17 protein-coding genes, 1 other RNA gene and 2 riboswitches are annotated in these 18,637 nt (G+C 56.8%); of the genes, 17 read left to right on the forward strand and 1 reads right to left on the reverse strand.

Annotated features, from left to right (window positions below):
* Positions 1 to 20: 20 nt before the first annotated feature.
* A riboswitch (THF riboswitch) is annotated at positions 21 to 115 on the forward strand.
* A gap of 30 nt (positions 116 to 145) precedes the next feature.
* The 7 genes from QO008_RS05755 to QO008_RS05785 all read left to right on the forward strand — a co-directional run bounded on the left by QO008_RS05755 (position 146) and on the right by QO008_RS05785 (position 6,560).
* Complete coding sequence (locus QO008_RS05755) at positions 146 to 652, forward strand: folate family ECF transporter S component (RefSeq protein WP_126466085.1); 507 nt, start codon at positions 146 to 148, stop codon at positions 650 to 652.
* A gap of 49 nt (positions 653 to 701) precedes the next feature.
* Positions 702 to 1,007, forward strand: coding sequence for a DUF4298 domain-containing protein (locus QO008_RS05760; RefSeq protein ID WP_126466083.1), 306 nt, complete (start codon positions 702 to 704; stop codon positions 1,005 to 1,007).
* Between the two features lie 8 nt (positions 1,008 to 1,015).
* Entirely contained in the window at positions 1,016 to 1,810 is a 795-nt protein-coding gene (zupT, locus tag QO008_RS05765; protein ID WP_307385058.1) for a zinc transporter ZupT, read from the forward strand.
* 64 nt (positions 1,811 to 1,874) lie between these two features.
* Positions 1,875 to 2,046, forward strand: a riboswitch (Lysine riboswitch).
* A 93-nt stretch (positions 2,047 to 2,139) separates the two neighbouring features.
* Entirely contained in the window at positions 2,140 to 3,753 is a 1,614-nt protein-coding gene (locus tag QO008_RS05770; protein ID WP_307385060.1) for a Na+/H+ antiporter NhaC family protein, read from the forward strand.
* Between the two features lie 411 nt (positions 3,754 to 4,164).
* Positions 4,165 to 4,530 carry a metallopeptidase family protein gene (locus QO008_RS05775; protein ID WP_307385062.1) on the forward strand — a complete coding sequence of 122 codons (366 nt, stop codon included), beginning with the start codon at positions 4,165 to 4,167 and terminating at the stop codon, positions 4,528 to 4,530.
* Positions 4,523 to 5,317, forward strand: coding sequence for a J domain-containing protein (locus QO008_RS05780; protein ID WP_307385063.1), 795 nt, complete (start codon positions 4,523 to 4,525; stop codon positions 5,315 to 5,317). The genes QO008_RS05775 and QO008_RS05780 overlap by 8 nt, the downstream gene beginning before the upstream one ends.
* Before the next feature lie 13 nt (positions 5,318 to 5,330).
* Positions 5,331 to 6,560 carry a glycosyltransferase gene (locus tag QO008_RS05785; RefSeq protein WP_307385065.1) on the forward strand — a complete coding sequence of 410 codons (1,230 nt, stop codon included), beginning with the start codon at positions 5,331 to 5,333 and terminating at the stop codon, positions 6,558 to 6,560.
* 23 nt (positions 6,561 to 6,583) lie between these two features.
* Here the strand turns inward: QO008_RS05785 and QO008_RS05790 are convergent, their stop codons facing one another.
* Positions 6,584 to 7,384, reverse strand: coding sequence for an NAD(+)/NADH kinase (locus tag QO008_RS05790; protein WP_307385067.1), 801 nt, complete (start codon positions 7,382 to 7,384; stop codon positions 6,584 to 6,586).
* Positions 7,385 to 7,435: 51 nt separating this feature from the next.
* Between QO008_RS05790 and QO008_RS05795 the strand changes: the two genes are divergently transcribed.
* The 10 genes from QO008_RS05795 (at position 7,436) to QO008_RS05840 (ending at position 18,481) form a co-directional block, all read left to right on the forward strand.
* Positions 7,436 to 8,314: an RluA family pseudouridine synthase gene (locus QO008_RS05795; RefSeq protein WP_307385069.1), complete on the forward strand. Its 879-nt coding sequence runs from the start codon at positions 7,436 to 7,438 to the stop codon at positions 8,312 to 8,314.
* A 17-nt stretch (positions 8,315 to 8,331) separates the two neighbouring features.
* Positions 8,332 to 8,511, forward strand: a non-coding RNA gene (ssrS, locus tag QO008_RS05800) — 6S RNA.
* 217 nt (positions 8,512 to 8,728) lie between these two features.
* Positions 8,729 to 9,652 (forward strand): aspartate carbamoyltransferase, encoded by a 924-nt coding sequence (gene pyrB / locus QO008_RS05805; protein WP_126466068.1) that lies wholly within the window; start codon positions 8,729 to 8,731, stop codon positions 9,650 to 9,652.
* Complete coding sequence (locus QO008_RS05810; RefSeq protein ID WP_126466066.1) at positions 9,633 to 10,310, forward strand: iron-sulfur cluster-binding protein; 678 nt, start codon at positions 9,633 to 9,635, stop codon at positions 10,308 to 10,310. The genes pyrB and QO008_RS05810 overlap by 20 nt, the downstream gene beginning before the upstream one ends.
* Positions 10,298 to 11,194 carry a dihydroorotate dehydrogenase gene (locus QO008_RS05815; RefSeq protein WP_307385072.1) on the forward strand — a complete coding sequence of 299 codons (897 nt, stop codon included), beginning with the start codon at positions 10,298 to 10,300 and terminating at the stop codon, positions 11,192 to 11,194. Before QO008_RS05810 ends, QO008_RS05815 begins: the two co-directional genes overlap by 13 nt.
* Positions 11,195 to 11,203: 9 nt before the next feature.
* A complete protein-coding gene (locus QO008_RS05820) occupies positions 11,204 to 12,250 on the forward strand; it encodes a carbamoyl phosphate synthase small subunit (RefSeq protein ID WP_307385074.1) in 1,047 nt (348 codons plus the stop codon).
* Between the two features lie 12 nt (positions 12,251 to 12,262).
* Positions 12,263 to 15,481 carry a carbamoyl-phosphate synthase large subunit gene (gene carB / locus QO008_RS05825; RefSeq protein WP_307385076.1) on the forward strand — a complete coding sequence of 1,073 codons (3,219 nt, stop codon included), beginning with the start codon at positions 12,263 to 12,265 and terminating at the stop codon, positions 15,479 to 15,481.
* Positions 15,482 to 15,548: 67 nt separating this feature from the next.
* Entirely contained in the window at positions 15,549 to 17,024 is a 1,476-nt protein-coding gene (locus QO008_RS05830; RefSeq protein WP_307385078.1) for a D-alanine--D-alanine ligase family protein, read from the forward strand.
* Positions 17,025 to 17,139: 115 nt separating this feature from the next.
* A complete protein-coding gene (gene thiW / locus QO008_RS05835) occupies positions 17,140 to 17,616 on the forward strand; it encodes an energy coupling factor transporter S component ThiW (RefSeq protein WP_126466057.1) in 477 nt (158 codons plus the stop codon).
* A 355-nt stretch (positions 17,617 to 17,971) separates the two neighbouring features.
* Positions 17,972 to 18,481: a tryptophan transporter gene (locus QO008_RS05840; protein ID WP_307385080.1), complete on the forward strand. Its 510-nt coding sequence runs from the start codon at positions 17,972 to 17,974 to the stop codon at positions 18,479 to 18,481.
* The last annotated feature ends 156 nt before the right edge of the window (positions 18,482 to 18,637 follow it).

An 18,637-nucleotide genomic window follows, 5' to 3' on the forward strand; every position in this document is an offset into this window, starting at 1 on the left:
CGACTATAATGGACATCATGAGTAGAGTAGACAAAAGGCGTTAAGTGTTGGGGGATGGGAAGTTGCCTCCAAACGAAGAGAAAGAGGCTCGCTATCTTTTGTCGCATCCGCTGCTGTCCTCTTAAGCGGCTTGAGGAGGAAACAATTGAAAAACACGAAAAAACTGACCTTTTTGGCGGTTATGGTGGCACTGCAGATCGTATTTGCCCGGACGCTGGGGATCGAACTGGGAAACTATCAACGGATCAGCTTTTCCTTTATCCCCGTGACCCTGGCATCGGCGACGCTGGGACCGTGGCTTTCGGGCATCGGCTCGGTGGTCGCGGACATCGTCGGCTATATTTCGAAGCCCACCGGACCGTACTTTCCCGGATTTACCGCGAGTGCGTTTTTGTCCGCCGCCATTTATGGATGGTTTTTCTACAAAAAGCCCTTGACCAAAGGCCGCATCGCCTTGGCCAATGTGGTGGTGACCGTATTTGTAAACATGATTTTGGGCACCTTGTGGCTGAACATACTCTTCGGCAGCGAATTTATACCGCTCCTGATGACAAAAATGCCCTTCCAACTCTTGATGTTGGTGATCAAGATCGTGGTACAAATATTGATCCTGGAAAAGTTGACGAAAGAGGCGTCGCGTCTCTTTCAGTAAAAAGGCGCCGAGAGGCGTTTTTTTATTCGGTTAGTATAAAGGAGGAGAGATGAACGAACAGATCGAACGGGTACAGGCGATGGAAGCGATCCTCAATGCCCAAATCGAAGACATAAAGAACATAGAAAATGCCCTTTCGCGCTTTTTAGAGCGGGCGGACGAATACGAAAAGTTGCGCCGCTATTACGGCAGCAACGAGATGGACGCCGATCTCTCCTATGAGGCGGAAGGCGGCCTCGAAGGCATTCCCCGGGGCGTGCTTTCGGAGGATGCCGTCTATAATATGATGGGTGCGCGCTATGCGCTGGGCCTACAAATGCTCGCGGGCGCCCAAAAGATCTTCGAACAATTTTAGGAGGCAATATGTCCGATATTCTAATCGCGTTTTTGGCGTCCGCCCTCGCCGGCCTCGCCACCATGCTCGGGGCGGTGATCGTATTTTTCACCGACTCCGAAAACAAGAAATTCCTATCCGCCGCCCTGGGCTTTTCCGCCGGCGTGATGATCTATATTTCCTTTATGGAAATGCTCCCCACCGCCAAAGAGCACTTTATGGAAGGCGCCTCCGAAGCGGTGGCGAGTCTGTGGATGCTCGGCGCGTTTTTCGGCGCCATGGCGCTGGTGGGGTTGATCTCGCACTTAGTGCCCGACGCCGATGAGCCCCACGAGATCCGCACCCAAGAGGAAATGGAAGCGTACAAAGAGGATTTGGCGCTCAAAAAAGTCGGCGTCAAAAGCGCCGTCGCCATCGGGGTCCACAACTTTCCCGAGGGCATGGTGACCTTTATGTCGACGGTGGCGAACCCGACTTTGGGCTTTTCGATCGCCGTGGCCATCGCCATCCACAATATTCCCGAGGGGATTGGCGTGGCGGCGCCCATTTATTTTGCGACGGGGGATAAAAAGCGGGCGCTCTGGCTCACGTTTTTAAGCGGATTTTCCGAGCCCGTGGGCGCGCTGATCGCCTATTTTGTCCTGATGCCGTTTTTGAGTCCGTTTCTGTTCGGCATCGTGTTTTCCGCCGTGGCGGGCATTATGGTCTTAATCTCCTTCGACGAACTCTTGCCCGCCTCCCGTGCCTATGGCGAGACCCACCTTTCCTTGTTGGGCCTTATCTTCGGCATGGCGGTGATGGGAATCAGTCTGGTACTTCTCTAGGCGTAAATTTGCTTTTTCCTTGACATTTTCCCACAGGGCGGATATACTCATAGCACAATCGAATCTACATGATAGAGGCGCATTGCACATCAGTACCGCGGATCTCCGGTCAATGGATCGGCGGGAAAGGGTGTCGTGCCGAGGGTCTGGCATTCGTGTCCACGGGTGTTATTCACCGGGACGCAGGAAAATATTCTGCGTACTGTCGTCCGCTAGGACGGAGAGCTGTCGTGTCTTTTGAGGTATTCTTTTCATACAGAATTTCAGGAGCCATGACTGCATCATGGCTCTTTTTGTTTCGATTGAAATTCTAAGAAAGGATGTATACCATGAACAACCAAAGAAATTTACGTATCGCATTGATCCTGGCGGCAATCGCCGTCATCGGCAGCTTCTTCGTCGCCGCCTCGGGCGTCGAGACCGCCGCCACCTTCTGGGCGCTGGTGCCCCCGGTGGTGGCCATCACCCTGGCGCTCATCACCAAGGAGGTCTTTCCCTCCCTCTTTGCGGGCATCTTCGTCGGCGCCCTCTTGGCCTCCGGCGGCTCGCTTCCCAAGACCATGGACTATGTCATCAACGAAGGGCTCATCAACTCCATTTCAGGCACGGCGGGGATCTTCCTCTTTCTCGTGCTTTTGGGGATCTTGGTCTCTTTGATCAACAAGAGCGGCGGCACCACCGCCTTTGGAGAATGGGCGGCAAAGCACATCACCTCCCGTAGGGGCGCGCAACTCGCCACCTTCTTCCTCGGAATTTTGATCTTTATCGACGACTACTTTAATTGCCTTACCGCGGGTTCTGTGATGCGGCCCATCACCGACCGCTACAAGATCTCCCGCGCCAAGCTCGCCTATATCATCGACGCCACGGCGGCGCCGATCTGTATGATCGCCCCCATCAGTTCCTGGGCGGCGGCGGTCTCGGGCTACGCTTCGGGCACCGGCATGAGCGGCATCACCATGTTCGTCAAGGCGATTCCCTACAACTTCTACTCCCTGTTGACGCTCCTTTTCGTCGTGGTACTGATCATGATGCGCGACGACTTCGGGACCATGCTGAAGTTTGAAGAAGAAGCCCTCGGCGGCGAAGACTCCAGTGCGCTCCTCACCGACGTCACCTCCACCGTACAGAACGACCGCGCCCATATGCGCGATCTCGTGGTGCCGATCTTGTTTTTGATCGTGACCTCGGTCGTCTCCCTGGTTTATGTCGGCGGATTCTTTGAAACGGGCGGCGAATTCGCGGGCGATTTTATCGGCGCATTCGGAAACACCGATGCCACCGTGGCGCTCCCCTGGGGCGCGATGATCACCCTGATCTTCACTCTGATCTATTTGATTCTAAGAAAGGTGCTCACCTTCTCGGCGTCCATGGATTGCTTTACCGAAGGCTTTAACTCCATGGTGGCGGCGATTATGATCCTCACCATGGCCACCGCCCTCAAAAATATCTCCAACGACCTGTTGGGCAGCGCCGAGTTCGTGGCGGGCATAATGGGCAATGTGGCGGGAGAACTGCAACTGTTCCTGCCGGCGGTCATCTTCGTCGTCGCGGCGTTTTTGGCCTTCGCCACCGGCACCTCTTGGGGTACCTTCGGGATCTTGATCCCCATCGTCGTCAGCATGTTCGACGTATCCGACCCTCTGTTCTTTATCGGCCTGTCGGCTTGCCTTGCCGGCGCCGTCTGCGGCGACCACTGCTCGCCCATTAGCGATACCACCATCATGTCCTCCGCCGGGGCGGGGTGCAACCACGTCGACCACGTGTCCACCCAGATTCCCTATGCGGTGATGGTGGCGGCGGCGAGCTTCCTGTCCTACATCGTGGCGGGATTCGTGCAAAATCCGTGGATTCCCCTTATCGTCGGCATCATTACCGTCGGCGGATTTTTGACCTATATGGGGAATCGCAACACCCATAAGGACTTAAGAGAACAACTGTAAAATAGAAGCGAGAGGCATACCGCGCGTATGCCTCTTTTTTTGTGCCGGAAAGGGGGTGGAAGGGGAAAAGGGTACGCCGTGCGTTTCGGCACCGGCTTCTCTGCGAACTTTATGTAGGGAACGAGATTCTTCGACTCGGAACGGGGTTCCTCGCTCAGAATGACAATAGGGGGTAACGGGTCGATGGGTTGCATGGTACTTCCTGCGAGTCTTGTTGTTCAAGAAAAGGGTACGCCGTGCGTTCCGGCATCGGCTTCTCTGTATTCCCCATACAGGGAAAGAGATCCTTCGACTCGGAGTGAGTCTCCCCAGAATGACAATGGGGGTACGTCGCAGTGCCCATTTTCTATTCCCGAAACCTTTTCATTCCCCTAAGAATCCCATATAATGAAGGTTCAGGAGGCAATCATTATGGAGGAAAGATTTGAAGAAATGGCGGAAATGCTCGACGACATCGTCGATGCGCTGCCCGCCGAATACTTTCGCGGCCTAAACGGCGGGGTGCTCTTTTCCGAAGAGACGATGCGGGACGAAGACTACCCCGAGCTGTATATTCTCGGCCACTATAAACAGGAACCCATCGGCCGGAGTATCGTGCTGTATTACGGATCGTTTCTCGCGATGTACGGGTCTCTTCCCAAAGCGGCGCTGTACGAGGAGCTCAAGAAGACGCTCTATCACGAGCTGACCCACCATTTGGAGACGCTGGCGGGAGAGGACGATTTGGTACGAGAAGATCGGGCGTTTATGGACGAGTACAGGAGAGACAATGGATAAGATTCGCGGAAATTTTTATAAATATATCGGCATCGTCATCGACTATGTGTTGGAGTTTTTTATTACGGTGTTCAGCCTTTTGGTGGAGGTCTTTCGCTCGTTTCGCAGTCTGTTGATCTCGCTGTTGTTTTTCGGGGGCTGTCTGTTCTTTTTTATCCTCTGGATTCCGCTGAGCTTCGGCAGTCGCGACGGGATTCCCTGGTTTTGGATCGTGCTGTTTGTGCTGGTCTTTCCGGTGGCGGGTTCTTTTGCCATCACCCGGCTCAAGTATCTGCAGTATATGGCGACGGAGTATTTTTACGAGCGGGCGGACTATTATCTTTTGGGCAAGAATGTCACCTACGACACGATGGGCGACTATGGCCGTCGCTACGCCCGCAAAATCGAAGAAGAGCGAAAGCGGCAGGCGGAAGAACGTCAGCGGCTGGAGGAGGAGATGTTCCGCCGGCAGTTCGAGGCGTTCTTTAATGACGCGCGCTTCGGCGGCTACAACCAAGGCGGTTACCGACAGGGCGGCTACGACTACGGAAGCGCGGGTTACGGCAATACGACCTTCGACGGCGGATTTAAGGAAAAATACGAGACCGCGGCGCGCCGTTTGGGCGTAAGTACCGACGCAGATAAGTATGAGATCCGCCTGGCGTATAAAAAGCTCGCGAAGAAGTACCATCCCGATTTGAATCCCGGCGAGGACACGACGCGGCTCTTCCAAGAAATCAACGCCGCCAACGAATTTTTGTCCGACGAAAATATCGCCCGCTACAAACAGATGTACGGGCAGGGGTAAACAGGAGAGATCCATGAAGATACTACACACTTTAGCGCAACTGCCGACCCGCACCGGGAGCGGCGTCTATTTTAGCAATCTCCTCGCGGGACTCAAGCGGGAGGGGGTGGAGAATCGGCTGCTGTATGCCGTACAGGATCCCTACGAATTCCACTTCGAAGAGGCGAGTTATCCGGTGCGCTTTTTAAGCGAGGAGCTGCCCTTTCCCATCGCGGGCATGAGCGACGAGATGCCCTATCCCAACACGGTGTACTCCGCCATGGACGAGGAGACGCTTTACCGGTGGAAGGCGGCGTTTCGGCGTCGGCTCGATGCGATCAAGTCGGAGTTTACGCCCGATGTGATCGTCGCCCACCACCTGTGGTATTTGACGAATATGGTGATCGAGGCATTTCCCGGCGTTCCTGTGGTGGGGATCGCCCACGGCACGGATTTGCGTCAGGCGGAAAACCACGAGGCGCTCGCCGAGGCCCACGCGCCCCGCATACACGAACTCGCCCACGTCTTTGCGCTCTCTCGCAAGGATAAGGCGGGGGTATCGCGCATCTTTCAAATTCCCGAGGAGCGGATCACCGTTATGGGCGGCGGGTATAATGAGTCGGTCTTTAACGACCAGGGCATTTGGCGCGGGGAGGAGATCATCAAGATCGTCTACGCCGGCAAGCTCTCCCGGGCAAAGGGGGTCTACGAGCTCGCGAAGGCCTACCCCAATCTTAAGCGCAAGTACCCGGAGATCACGATGGAATTTATCGGCGAGGAATCCTTGGAGCACAAGGACCGCATCTTCGAGTGCGCCCACTACAAAGAGGGCTTTCGGATCCACAATGTCATCGACCAAAAGGCGCTGGGCGCCCATATGAAGACCTGCGATATTTTCGTGCTGCCCAGCTATTACGAGGGACTGGGACTTACGGCGATCGAGGCGCTGGCCTGCCGTATGCGCCTGGTCACCGCCGAGCTCGACGGGTTGATGGAGCTCTTGGGCGATGCGGTCGTGAACGCTGATGAGATCGAGATCGTAAAGCTGCCGAATCTCTATGAGCTCGACAAGCCCTATAAGCTCGAGATCGACGGGTATGTCGAGCGCCTGGAAGAGGCGATCGAAAAGCAGATTCTAAGATTGCGGCAAAAACAGCCCTTTTCCGATGCGGTCTACGACAAGATCCGCAACCATTCCTGGCGGCGCATCGTCGAGCGGGAATACGAGAAGATCAAAGAGATCGCGGAAAGTTCCGGGCAATAAAAAAGGCCCCGCGAAGGAGCCGATTAGAGGAATTTGCTCTTGATATTTTCCCAGTAGTTGCTGTCGATAACGAGGCGATTCAGGTGCCGGTCGGCGAAGCGGATATTGACCCGCTTCAGCTGATTGTAGGTGTGCTCGCGCCCGTCGACGAGGATCAGATTGGAATTGGCGTATCGGCGCTCGGGCACCAGACTGACGACGTGGTTGCCGGGAATGACGAGGCTAGAGCGGAGCGAGCGATACGAGTGCGACGAGATCCCCGCCATAGGGGTCACCGACATGGCCTCGACCCCCGGGTGGACGATGCCGCCGCCCAAGGACATATTGTAGCCGGTGGAACCCGCCGGGGTGGCGACCAGAATGCCGTCGCCCGAGAATTTTTCCAGGTGGTTGCGGTCGATAAAAATGTTCATATGGATGACTTTGGAATTCTGTGCCTTGAGGACGACCTCGTTTACGGCGTAGAGAAAAAAGTTCTTCTGATTGGTATAGACCTCCGCGCCGAGGATCGGCAATCGCTCGATCCGGTAGCGATTGTTGTCGTAGGCGTCGATAAAGGCGTCCAGCTGTTCGGGACTGATTTCCTGAAAAAAGCCCAAATGCCCTGTGTTGATGCCGACGATGGGCGTATCGGAAAACTTGGTGCGGTTGACCGCCTTGATAAAGGCGCCGTCGCCCCCGACGGTGATGGTAAGCGCCGCCCGGGGGGAGAGTGTGGTGGTCGGATTATAATTATGTTGTTTGAGTTTTTGGATCAGCCGCTTGGTGGTCTTGCGACTTTCAAAATTCGAATTCGAAATAATATTGATCAGTTTATTGGCCATCGTTCACCTCAATTCATGCCATCTATTATATCGTAAAGCAAAAGGAGACAAATGAAAAGCGATGACAGTATAAATTTTACGGCGACAAAAGACTACACGCGCTGCGATGCGCTTTGCAAGCGGGCGGGACTTTCGCGCGGATTGATGAAGCGCGCCTTTCGAAGCGGGCGAATCACCCGCGCGGGAGAACCCATCAAAAACTTTCAGCCGGTGAAGGCCGGCGAGACGATCGCCCTCGCCTTCGCCGATGAAGAGACGAATACGGTGCCGTCGCCCTTTCGCCAGCGGGTCCTCTACGAAGATGCCGATCTTCTCGCCGTCGAAAAGGGCGTGATTCCCACTATGCCCTGTGCCCAATACCCGACGGGGACGCTCGCCAACGAGATCTGTGGCTATTTTCGCGCGCGGGGCATCCGGCGTAAGGTGCGCATGCTCGGGCGGCTCGACAAGGAGACCACGGGGATCCTCGTGGTCGCCAAAAACCCCTACGCATACGGCAAGTTGGCATCGCAACACACCGAGAGCAAGCGCTATATCGCCCTGTGCCGCGGGCGAATCGAAAAGGCGGGCACGATCGATGCGCCCATCGGCCCGGGGGATGCGTCGCTGGTGCGCGAGGTGCGCGCAGACGGGCAGCGGGCGCTGACCCGCTACCGGCCCGTGCGGCGCGGGGACAACACCCTGGTCGAGATCGCCCTCGAGACCGGCCGCTGTCACCAGATTCGCTGCCATATGGCGCATTTGGGCCATCCCGTCGTGGGCGACGATCTGTACGGCGGCGGGGCGGGGCCCATGCGGCTCCACGTATATACGATGGCGTTTCTGCATCCCCGCGACGGCAGAAGAATACAGCTTTTTTCAAAAATTCCGCAATACTTTTTCAATGCGCCCGCCGGCACCTGCGATCTTGCACAAAAGGGCGAAAAGTAGTATAATAACCACAAGGTAGATCTCTGCCGCGTACGATATCTTCACATTAATTCAACCGACAAATCAGACACGGGAAATTGTGTCTAGCTCCCTATAACAAGCCTCCACTGCGTGGAAGTTAGAAGTAGTTAGCAGATTACCCACCTTAATTTTAGGGCGGGTCTGAATTAAATGGAGACCGGCTAGGCGGAGACTCAAGAGGCCCGGCTTTGCCGGGTCTTTTTTTGCGCGTTTTTGCTTTTGGCTTGACGCGCAGCGCCGAAAAGCGTAGTATAACCATAGAAAACGAACTTTTAATTTAGTGCGGGACACTAAAAAGGTCGCAAAACAGAATACCCCCTTCCCCTCGCGGGACGGGCCTCTCTTTGTGCCTTTTATCCTTCCGATAAAAGCTTTTTTTGTATAGGAGGCAATATGCTCAGACACCTGATCGAACCGGATGACTTTACCTCGAGAGAGTACGACACATTATTCAGACTGGCGGCGGACATCGCAGAAAATCCCGCATTGTATCGACACAGATGCGACGGGAAGATCTTGGCCAGTCTTTTTTTTGAGCCCTCCACCCGGACCCGCATGTCCTTTGACGCGGCGATGTATCGCCTGGGGGGCGACGTACTCCATCTGGGCGATGCAAAGGTGTCGTCGTTGGCAAAGGGCGAGAGCGAAGGGGATACGGTAAAGATCGCCGAGCAATACGCCGATATCTGCGCCATGCGCCACCCCGTGGCACACACCCAGCACGAGGTCGCCAAGCTGCTTACCACCATGCCCTTGATCAACGCCGGCGACGGCGACAACGCCCACCCCACCCAGACCCTTGCGGACATCTTTACCATTCGCGACGAAAAGGGCGCCTGGTCGGGCTTAAAGGTGGGATTTTGCGGCGATCTGCGCTACGGCCGGGCGGTGCATTCGCTCTTTGAGTTTTTGAACCACTACGACAACGAATTCGTCTTTATTTCGCCGGAAGGGCTCGAGATGCCCGCGGTGTATTTGGAAAAGTCGAATTGCCCCTATACCGAGACCGGGGATTTGGCGCAGGCGATCGGAGACCTCGACGTGCTCTATATGACCCGGGTACAGCGGGAGCGTTTCGCCAGTTCCGAGGAGGCGGCGCGCTACCGCGGCTCCTATATTCTGAACCAAACGGTGCTCGATCGGGGGCGAGACGATCTCATCGTACTTCACCCGCTGCCTCGGGTTGACGAGATTGCGACCGAGGTGGACGACGACCCGCGGGCGCTGTATTTTAAGCAGGCGAAAAACGGCATGTATATGCGCATGGCGCTGATACTGACATTATTGGAGGCGAGCGATGCGAGTTTTGGAAAATAAAGCGCTGGGGGAAGATCTCTTTCTCCTGCGACTGGACGGGGAATCGACGGTCGTGCCGGGGCAGTTTTTTATGCTGCGGCCCAACGACCGCTCCCGATTGCTGGGGCGGCCGCTCTCGGTGTTTTCGGCCATCGACGGACTTTCCTTTCTGATTAAGGCGGTGGGAGAAGGCACCGAAGGCTTTCGGCGTCTGCGCCCCGGCGATTCGATCGACGTAGAGGGTCCCTACGGGAACGGCTTTCCGCCCTTGGAAGCGCCGACGCTATTTATCGGCGGGGGCACGGGGATTGCGCCGTCCTTTCACCTGTTGGAATCCGACGCAAAGAAACACCTGCGCGTAGCCATCGGCCTACGCGCGCCGAATCCCGCGCTGGAGGCGCTCTATGCGCCCTATGGCGATCGGGTGCGCTTTTATATCGGCGACGACATCTTCCGCGATCTCACCGTCGGGGACGAGACGATCTACACCTGCGGCCCCGCCGGCATGATGCAGCGGGCGGTAGAGGAGGCAAAGGGCGACGTATATGTGTCGCTGGAATCGCGCATGGGCTGCGGTTTCGGCGCCTGCCTCGCCTGTACCTGTAAGGTGAAAGAGCACCGCGAGCGGGTCTGCGTAGAGGGCCCGGTATTCGAAGGGAGGTCCGTATGCTGGAAGTAAAACTCGGGGGCAGAACCCTCAAAAACCCCTTGATCGGCGCCTCGGGCACCTTCGGCTTCGGCGCGGAATACGCCCGCTTTTACGACCCCGCGATTTTGGGCGGCATCGCCTCGAAAGGGCTCACCCTGCGGCCCAAAGAAGGCAACACCGGCGTGCGGATTTACGAGACGCCATCGGGGATTATGAACTCGATCGGCCTGGAAAACCCGGGCGTTTCGGCTTTTATCGAAGAGATTTGGCCCGAGATGCGAAAGATCGACACCACTGTGCTCGTGAACCTGGGCGGCAACAGCACCGAGGACTATCTCGAGGCCGCCGAAATGCTCAATGACACCGACATCCATATGATCGAGCTCAATATTTCCTGCCCCAATGTGGCATCGGGTGGCATGGCCTTCGGCCTGCACTGCCAAGACGCCGCTGCCATCACCCGGGCGGTGAAGGCACGCACCAAGCACCCGGTGATCGTGAAGCTTTCGCCCAACGGCGATGCCCCGGCGGAGCTCGCCAAAGCGTGCGAAGCGGCGGGGGCGGACGGCATCAGCCTGGTGAATACCTTCCAGGCGTTCGCCATCGATGTGGACGAGAAAAAGGCCGTCTTCGACAATATCTACGCCGGCCTTTCGGGCCCTGCGATCTTTCCCATCGCCCTGCGCATGGTGCGCGATGTGGCGCGGGCGGTTTCAATTCCCGTGGTGGGGATCGGCGGCATCCGCTCGGCGGAAGATGTGATCGCTATGATTATGGCGGGGGCGGAGGCGGTGGAGATCGGCACCATGAACTTCGCCGACCCCCATTGTATGGAAACCATCATCAACGATTTGAAGGCATATACAGCGCGTGAGAACATCGGGTCTTTAGACGAGATCCGCGGCATCGTATAGGAGGCAAATATGGAGACCTTTATCCAATTGGAAGACGGCACGGTATTTAAGGGGCGGCAGTTCGCCGGACGTCGAAAAAAAGTCGGGGGCCACTTTCTCGTACACGGCACCATGATCGGCCACGAAGAGGTGATGACCGACCCCGCCAATCTCGATCGCCTCTTGATCTTTACCTATCCTTTGGTCGGCGGCTACGGCATGAACTTTGAGGACAACCAGTCCGAAGGCCCCACCATCTCGGCGCTGATCTGCCGAAAGGCGATGGAAAATGCGACCAACTTTCGGAGCGAAATGGACCTCAAGGCGTATCTCGACTACCACGACGTGGTGGGCGTCGAGGAGGCGGATACCCGCGGGTTGATCCGCCACCTCAGAAAGAGCGGCGGCCAGCGCGGCATCATCACCGACCGGCTGCTTACGCCCTCGGAGATGGAGCGCTTCTTTGCGGCGGAAAACCCCAACACCATCGAGGCGGTCAGCGCCGTAGAAGTGGCCGAGATCGAAGGCGGCGAAAAGACCGTCGCCCTGTGGGATTTCGGCGTAAAAGACGGCACCATGGAAAAACTGCGCGAACTGGGCTTCAGCGTGGTGGTCTACCCCGCCATGACGAATTTTGACGCGATTCTCGCCGATCGGCCGGACATTCTGTTTTTGAGCTCCGGGCCGGGCATCGCCGCCCAATATGTGGACATCATTCAAGACATTCGCGAGATCCTCGGCAAGGTGCCCATCTATGCCACGGGCCTCGGGGCACAGTTTCTCGGCATGGCGCTGGGCGGGAGCCTGCAAAAACTCGAACAGGGCCACTGCGGCGCCTCCATTCCCGTAAAGGCCGCGGACGGGCGCGTGTATATGACGAGCCAAAACCACGAATACATCGTCGACGATCTGCCGGAGGATGTGGAGCGCATCTACACCCACGTCTCGGATCAGAGCATCGAAGGCTTTTACGACGCCGAACGACGCGCCTACGGCGTACTGTTCGATCCCTTCGGGTTGAGCGGCGCGAGAGATCTGGAACAAACGGAAGGCGATCGCCTTTCGACATTCGCATAGGAGGAATCGAAAATGCCCAAAAGAGAAGATATACAGAAAGTACTCGTGATCGGCAGCGGCCCTATCGTCATCGGCCAGGCGGCGGAATTCGATTATTCCGGCACCCAGGCCTGTGAATCCCTGCGGGAAGAGGGGGTCGAGGTCGTCCTCGTCAACTCCAACCCCGCCACCATTATGACCGACCGCGAAGTGGCGGATAAGGTCTATATCGAGCCGCTCGCCGTCGATGTGATCGAAAAGATCATCGAACGAGAGCGTCCCGACAGCTTGATCGCCGGCATGGGCGGGCAGACCGGGCTGAATCTTTCGATCGAACTCTATGACAAGGGGATTTTGGAAAAATACGGCGTACAGATTATCGGCACCTCGATCCCGTCGATCAAAAAGGGCGAGGACCGCGAACAATTTCGCCAGCTGATGGAAGAAATCGGCGAACCGATCATCGAATCCAAGACCGTCGAAAGCGTCGAAGACGCCCTCGCCTATGCCGACGAGATCGGCTACCCCGTGGTCGTGCGCCCCGCCTTTACCCTGGGCGGCACCGGCGGCGGCATCTGCGAGGACGCGGACGAGCTCGAAAACATCGCCCGCTCGGGCATTCACCTTTCCCGTGTGGGGCAGGTGCTGATCGAAAAGTGCATCACCGGCTGGAAGGAAATCGAGTACGAAGTGATCCGCGACGCAAAGGGCACCTGTATCTGCGTCTGCAATATGGAAAACATCGACCCCGTCGGCGTCCATACAGGCGATTCCATCGTGGTGGCGCCCACCCAGACCCTAAGCGATGTGGAGCACAATATGCTGCGCCGCTCCGCCTTTAAGATTTTAGAAGGCGTGGGGATCGAAGGGGGCTGCAATGTGCAGTTCGCCCTGGAACCCCACAGCTTGGAATACGCCGTGATCGAGATCAACCCCCGGGTCAGCCGCTCTTCGGCGCTCGCCTCCAAGGCGACGGGATACCCCATTGCGCGGGTGGCTTCGAAGATCGCCCTGGGGCTTTCTCTCGACGAGATCGAAAACAAGGTGACGGGCGACGCCTCCTCGGCCTTCGAGCCCTCCATCGACTATGTGGTGGTCAAGCTCCCCAAATGGCCCTTCGACAAATTCTTTAACGCCGATCGCAATCTCGGCACCAAGATGATGGCGACGGGCGAGGTAATGGCGATCGGACCCACCCTCGAAGTGGCGCTCCTAAAGGGACTGCGCTCCTTGGAGATCGGCGCCTTCAGCCTGCTGCACCCCCGATTTAAGAAGATGGACATAGAGACCTTAAAGGAAAATGTAAAGCGCCCCAACGACGAGCGCCTGTTCTACCTCTCCGCCCTCTTAAACACCGGCTACGACATCGCGCGTTTGAGCCGCGAGACCGGGATGGATGCGTATTTTCTGCGCATTATCAAGGGCATCGTCGACCTGGAGGCGGAACTCGAGCGCATGAAGAAAGAAGACCTCTCGGAGGAAAAACTGCGGCTGATGAAGCGCATGGGCTTTTCCGACGAGATCATCGCCAATCGGCTGGATGTCACGGAAAAGTTTATCCGCGAGCTGCGAAAGCTCTTCGGCATCGAGGCCAAATACCGCAAGGTGGATACCTGCGGCGGACTCGCCGATCCCCAAGTGAACTATCTCTACTCCGCCTACGAAGGGGAGGACGAATCGCCGGTATCTGCGGACAGGCGCCGCATCGCCGTCATCGGGAGCGGCCCCATTCGCATCGGCCAGGGCGTGGAATTCGACTACGCCTCGGTCCACTGTGTCAAGACCCTGCGCCGAGAAGGGTACGAAACCATCATCATCAACAACAATCCCGAGACCGTATCCACCGACTTCGACATATCGGACAAGCTGTACTTTGAGCCGCTGACGGCAGAAGACAGCCTCAATATCCTGGAAAAAGAACAGACGGAAGGGGTCATCCTCCAGTTCGGCGGACAGACCGCCATCAAACTCGCCGGCGCCTTTAAGGAAGCGCGCATTCCCATTTTGGGCACCGACCCCACCGCCATCGACCGGGCGGAAGACCGCGAAAAATTCGACGCCATGCTCGAAGACCTCCAGCTGATGCGGCCGGAAGGCATCGGCGTCCACGGCGTAGAAGAGGGAATGGAAGGCGCCAAGGCGCTGGGATACCCCGTATTGGTACGGCCTTCTTATGTGCTGGGCGGCCAGGGCATGGAGATCTGCACCAACGACGAAGACCTCCGGTACTATCTCGAAGAGTCCTTTGCCTTAGATCCCGAGCGCACCGTGCTGATCGACCAGTATATCGAGGGCATGGAATGCGAGGTCGATGCCATCTGCGACGGCGCCGACGTATTCCTGCCGGGCATTATGGAACACTTGGAGCGCGCCGGCGTGCACAGCGGCGACTCCATCAGCATTTATCCCTCCCGGCATATCAGCGAACAGATGGAAGCGGAAATTCTGGAGGCGACCAAAAAAGTCGCCCTGGAACTCGGCGTCATCGGCATGATCAATATCCAGTACATCATCAAAGACGAGGTGCTGTATATGATCGAGGTCAACCCCCGCAGTTCCCGCACCGTGCCCTATCTCTCGAAGGTGACGGGCATCAATATCACCGAGCTCGCCACCAAGGTCATGCTGGGCCATAGCCTCAAAGACATGGGATACGCCACCGGCATCGGCAAAAAAGCGGCCTATACCTGCGTCAAGATCCCCGTATTTTCGACCGAAAAACTCCACCGCGTCGAGGCCTCCCTCGGGCCCGAAATGCGCTCCACCGGCGAGGTGCTGGGCGTCGGCGCTACCGAAGAAGAGGCGATGGCAAAGGGATTTTTGGCCGCCGGCATGGACATCGAGGACAAAAAGCGGCGCATTTTATGTACCGTGCGCGACCGCGACAAACGGGAATTCGCCCCCATCGCCCGGGAAATGGACGCGCTGGGCTACGAATTTTACGCCACCGAAGGCACCAAAGCCTATCTCGCCGATTTAGGCATCGACGCAAAGCTGGTGCGCCGCGTAGAGGAAGCGCCGCCCACCATGATCGACTATATTCGAGGCGGCAAGATCCACATGGTCTTTAACACCCCCACCAAGGGCAACGACTCCAAGCGCGACGGATTTTTGATTCGTCGCACCAGCATCGAAAGCGATGTGGAGCTCTTTACCAATCTCGACAAGGCGAAAGTGTTCGTCGAAACCCTAAAAGACAACCCCCTAAAAGAGGCGCTGCACGTATACGAACTCGACGACTATTCCATGTAAATTGATTGACTTTTCATAAAGTCGGGTAAAATCCCGATAGTTGATTCTATGAAAAGGAGCGTGGAATATGCGAATCGGTATCGTAAGAGATGTATCTCAGATTCATCGAAAAACAGAAGAAGCGGCCCTCGCGGAACAAAGTTATCAAGACGATGTGGTAGAATCCGTCACCGCCGCCCTGAAAGATAAGTACGACGTCATCGATTACGTCTTCGACGAGCACCTTTTGGACAAACTCGCGGAAGACAAGATCGACCTGGTCTTTAATTTGGCAAACGGCCGGGAGGACATCAACGACCGCACCGAACTGCCGAGCCTCTTAAAACAGGCGGGCATCCCCCACACCGGATCCGGTGCCATGGGCCACGGCGTGGCCGACGACAAGGCGCTCGCCACCGCCGTCCTCGCCCGAAACGGCATCGCCCACCCCGAGACCGTCGTCCTCGAATCCCCGGTGGATTTGGCGCGCCTGGCGCCCAAGTATCCCGTACTCGTAAAGCCCAACAACGAAGGTTCGAGCCGCGGCATCGGCGACGACGCCGTGGTTCGTAGCGACGAGGAATTGTTCCGATTGGTGCGCAAGATGTTCGCCTACAACGACAAACTCCTGGTGACCGAATATATCGAGGGCAAAGAAGTGACCGTCGGCGTCATCGGAAACGGCGCAGATGTGGAAGTTCTTCCCGCGGTAGAAGTCGACTTTTCGAATGTCTCCGGCAATCGGGAAAAGATCTTCAGCTTCGAGGTCAAACACGAGGACGATGTGGAATACCACGTGCCCGCGCGCTTAAGCGGCGCGGAACGAAAGACCGTCGAAGAGACCGCGGAAAAGGCATTCGAGCTGCTGCAGATCCGAGACTACTGCCGCGTGGACATGCGCATTCGGGACGGCAAGGCCTATGTTCTCGAGGTCAACGCCTTGGCGGGTCTGCACCCCGAAAGCTCCGACATCATAAAAATGGCGAAGGCGGCGGGCTACTCCTACGACGCCTTTATCCAAAAACTCGCGGAAATCGCCATTGCGCGAGAGGGCCTTACCGATAATGGAAAGGCAAACGACGCGCAGGATATTGCGAAACAGCGCGCCGAAGAAAACCGCCTCGCCCGCAAAAACGCCGAAGCGGCCTTTGCCAACCGGCCCGATCAAAAGGCGAAGCGTGCCTACGAAGGCGCCAAGGACTCCGTGCGCGCCACCCGCGACGAACTCGAGCGGCGCGGCAAAGAGGCGTATCACAGCATCGAGCACGGCTACGAGCTGAACAAAGAGCGCTGGGAAGAGGAATACCGACGGGGACTCAAAGATGTGCGCGATAAGCGCGACCAGGCCGTAGACTATCTTAAAGACGCGGCGAACGAGACCCCCGTGCGCGCGGCGGGACCGGGCTGGGCGCCCTACGGAAGCGGCTACCCGGCACAAGAACAGCCGCAGCAGCCGCAAAACGCGCCTTCCTACGCGTCCGATTCCGACGCGAGATACCGGGCACTCGAAGCGCGCATTCACGCACTGGAAGAGCGCATCCGCATTTTGGAACAGCGCAGATAACGAGAAGAGAAAAGGACGCCTTCGGGCGTCTTTTTTTGTTGCGTTTGTCCTTTGGCGCGGAGTTCGGTATACTGAGAAAAACGCGGGGCAAAACCCGCACGAAATCGGAGGAAGTATGGAAAAAACGACCCAAAAAATCGTGCTGACCGGGGTAATGACCGCCGTCTCCGTCAGCCTATCTACCATGGTGGTCTTTCCCAATATGGCGCCCTTTCAGCACTGCATCAATGTCATCGGCGCCGTGGTATTGGGACCGAAGTACAATTTTCTCTGCGCCCTCTTGACCGGCCTGATCCGCATGGGCATGGGCAAGCCCTTTACGGCGGTAACCGGCGCCGTAGTGGGGGCGCTGTTGAGCGCGCTTTTGTACCGGCGATTCCGCCGCATCGGCGCGGCATGGATCGGCGAAGTCATCGGCACGGGCATTTTGAGTGCGATCCTGAGCTATCCCTTTATGAAATACCTCTTCGGGCTCGATCTCGGCAGTCCCTTTTACTACATCCCCTTTTTTGTGCCCTCTGCGGCCGTGGGCGCCTCCATCGGCGCGGCGGTACTGGTGGGGCTCATCTCTTCCGGTGCCATACGGCGTTAAGGCGAGGTAAAATTCTTGCGATCGGCAGAAAAGTCGTTGCAAAATCCCGATCGTCTGCTATACTGTAAGTAATCCTAAACAATATGAAAACGACGAACAGAAGTAAGTAGCGTCAGGGGATCCTCTCAGAGAACCGGTGGTGGGTGCGAACCGGCGAGGCAACCGAGCGCGAATGGGTCTGTGAGTGCAAAGTGAATTGAGTATCTGCGCCGGTTCTCCCGTTATCGAGATAGGATATGTTAGTATCTAAACAGAGATGCGTCGCTTTGCGACGTCACTAGGATGGCACCGCGAATTTACCATTTGCTCCTAAACCGGGCAAGTGGTTTTTTTAGTGCCGAGAAAAGGAGAAATTATGAAGACGAAGACATTGGTACAGGGCGCGATCTTTATCGCATTGGGCACGATGTTACACTATGTGGTTCCCGGATTTTTTAACGGAATGAAACCGGATTTTATGTTGTTTTTTATGATCGCCTTTGTACTGATCTACCCCGATGTGAAAAGCGCCCTCGCCATGGGCGTCGCCATGGGGATGATGGCGGCGGTTACCACCCAATTTCCCGGGGGACAGCTGCCGAGTCTGATCGATAAGATCATCACCGCCTTGGCGGTAATGGCCATGGCACGGGTATTTCCCGAGGCGGGGGTCGTTAAAAAGGCATTGGTCTACTTCTTGGCGACCATGGTGAGCGGTACCATCTTCCTCGCCTCCGCTATGTTTTTGGTGGGACTGCCCGGCGGTGCGCCCTTCGGCGCCATGTTTGCGGCGGTGGTCCTTCCCACGGCGGTCCTCACCGGCGTTTGCGGCGTCGTCTTCGAAAAAGTCGTCGCCGTTCATTTTCGGCACAGTCGTATACGGTAAGGAAGCGGGAGCGAGCGGAGGATAACTTCGATACTCGCTCCCTTTTTTGAGCGACCGTCTGCCCTCACTTTTATGTCTTTTGCGTGGAGAAGGAAAAAGAAACGTCGCGCGTTTCGGCGGTGGTTTCTCCGGTCGTCTTCTCTAGGGAAAGAGATT

Origin of the sequence: Aedoeadaptatus ivorii (assembly GCF_030815095.1) — a bacterium.
GTDB classification, from domain to species: Bacteria; Bacillota; Clostridia; order Tissierellales; family Peptoniphilaceae; genus Aedoeadaptatus; species Aedoeadaptatus ivorii.

Bases quoted from the DNA above. Each gene is read 5' to 3' on its own strand.
- QO008_RS05760 (WP_126466083.1), top strand. From the start codon at position 702: ATGAACGAACAGATCGAACGGGTACAGGCGATGGAAGCGATCCTCAAT.
- zupT (WP_307385058.1), top strand. From the start codon at position 1,016: ATGTCCGATATTCTAATCGCGTTTTTGGCGTCCGCCCTCGCCGGCCTC.
- QO008_RS05770 (WP_307385060.1), top strand. From the start codon at position 2,140: ATGAACAACCAAAGAAATTTACGTATCGCATTGATCCTGGCGGCAATC.
- QO008_RS05775 (WP_307385062.1), top strand. From the start codon at position 4,165: ATGGAGGAAAGATTTGAAGAAATGGCGGAAATGCTCGACGACATCGTC.
- QO008_RS05780 (WP_307385063.1), top strand. From the start codon at position 4,523: ATGGATAAGATTCGCGGAAATTTTTATAAATATATCGGCATCGTCATC.
- QO008_RS05785 (WP_307385065.1), top strand. From the start codon at position 5,331: ATGAAGATACTACACACTTTAGCGCAACTGCCGACCCGCACCGGGAGC.
- QO008_RS05790 (WP_307385067.1), bottom strand. From the start codon at position 7,384: ATGGCCAATAAACTGATCAATATTATTTCGAATTCGAATTTTGAAAGT.
- QO008_RS05795 (WP_307385069.1), top strand. From the start codon at position 7,436: ATGAAAAGCGATGACAGTATAAATTTTACGGCGACAAAAGACTACACG.
- pyrB (WP_126466068.1), top strand. From the start codon at position 8,729: ATGCTCAGACACCTGATCGAACCGGATGACTTTACCTCGAGAGAGTAC.
- QO008_RS05810 (WP_126466066.1), top strand. From the start codon at position 9,633: ATGCGAGTTTTGGAAAATAAAGCGCTGGGGGAAGATCTCTTTCTCCTG.
- QO008_RS05815 (WP_307385072.1), top strand. From the start codon at position 10,298: ATGCTGGAAGTAAAACTCGGGGGCAGAACCCTCAAAAACCCCTTGATC.
- QO008_RS05820 (WP_307385074.1), top strand. From the start codon at position 11,204: ATGGAGACCTTTATCCAATTGGAAGACGGCACGGTATTTAAGGGGCGG.
- carB (WP_307385076.1), top strand. From the start codon at position 12,263: ATGCCCAAAAGAGAAGATATACAGAAAGTACTCGTGATCGGCAGCGGC.
- QO008_RS05830 (WP_307385078.1), top strand. From the start codon at position 15,549: ATGCGAATCGGTATCGTAAGAGATGTATCTCAGATTCATCGAAAAACA.
- thiW (WP_126466057.1), top strand. From the start codon at position 17,140: ATGGAAAAAACGACCCAAAAAATCGTGCTGACCGGGGTAATGACCGCC.
- QO008_RS05840 (WP_307385080.1), top strand. From the start codon at position 17,972: ATGAAGACGAAGACATTGGTACAGGGCGCGATCTTTATCGCATTGGGC.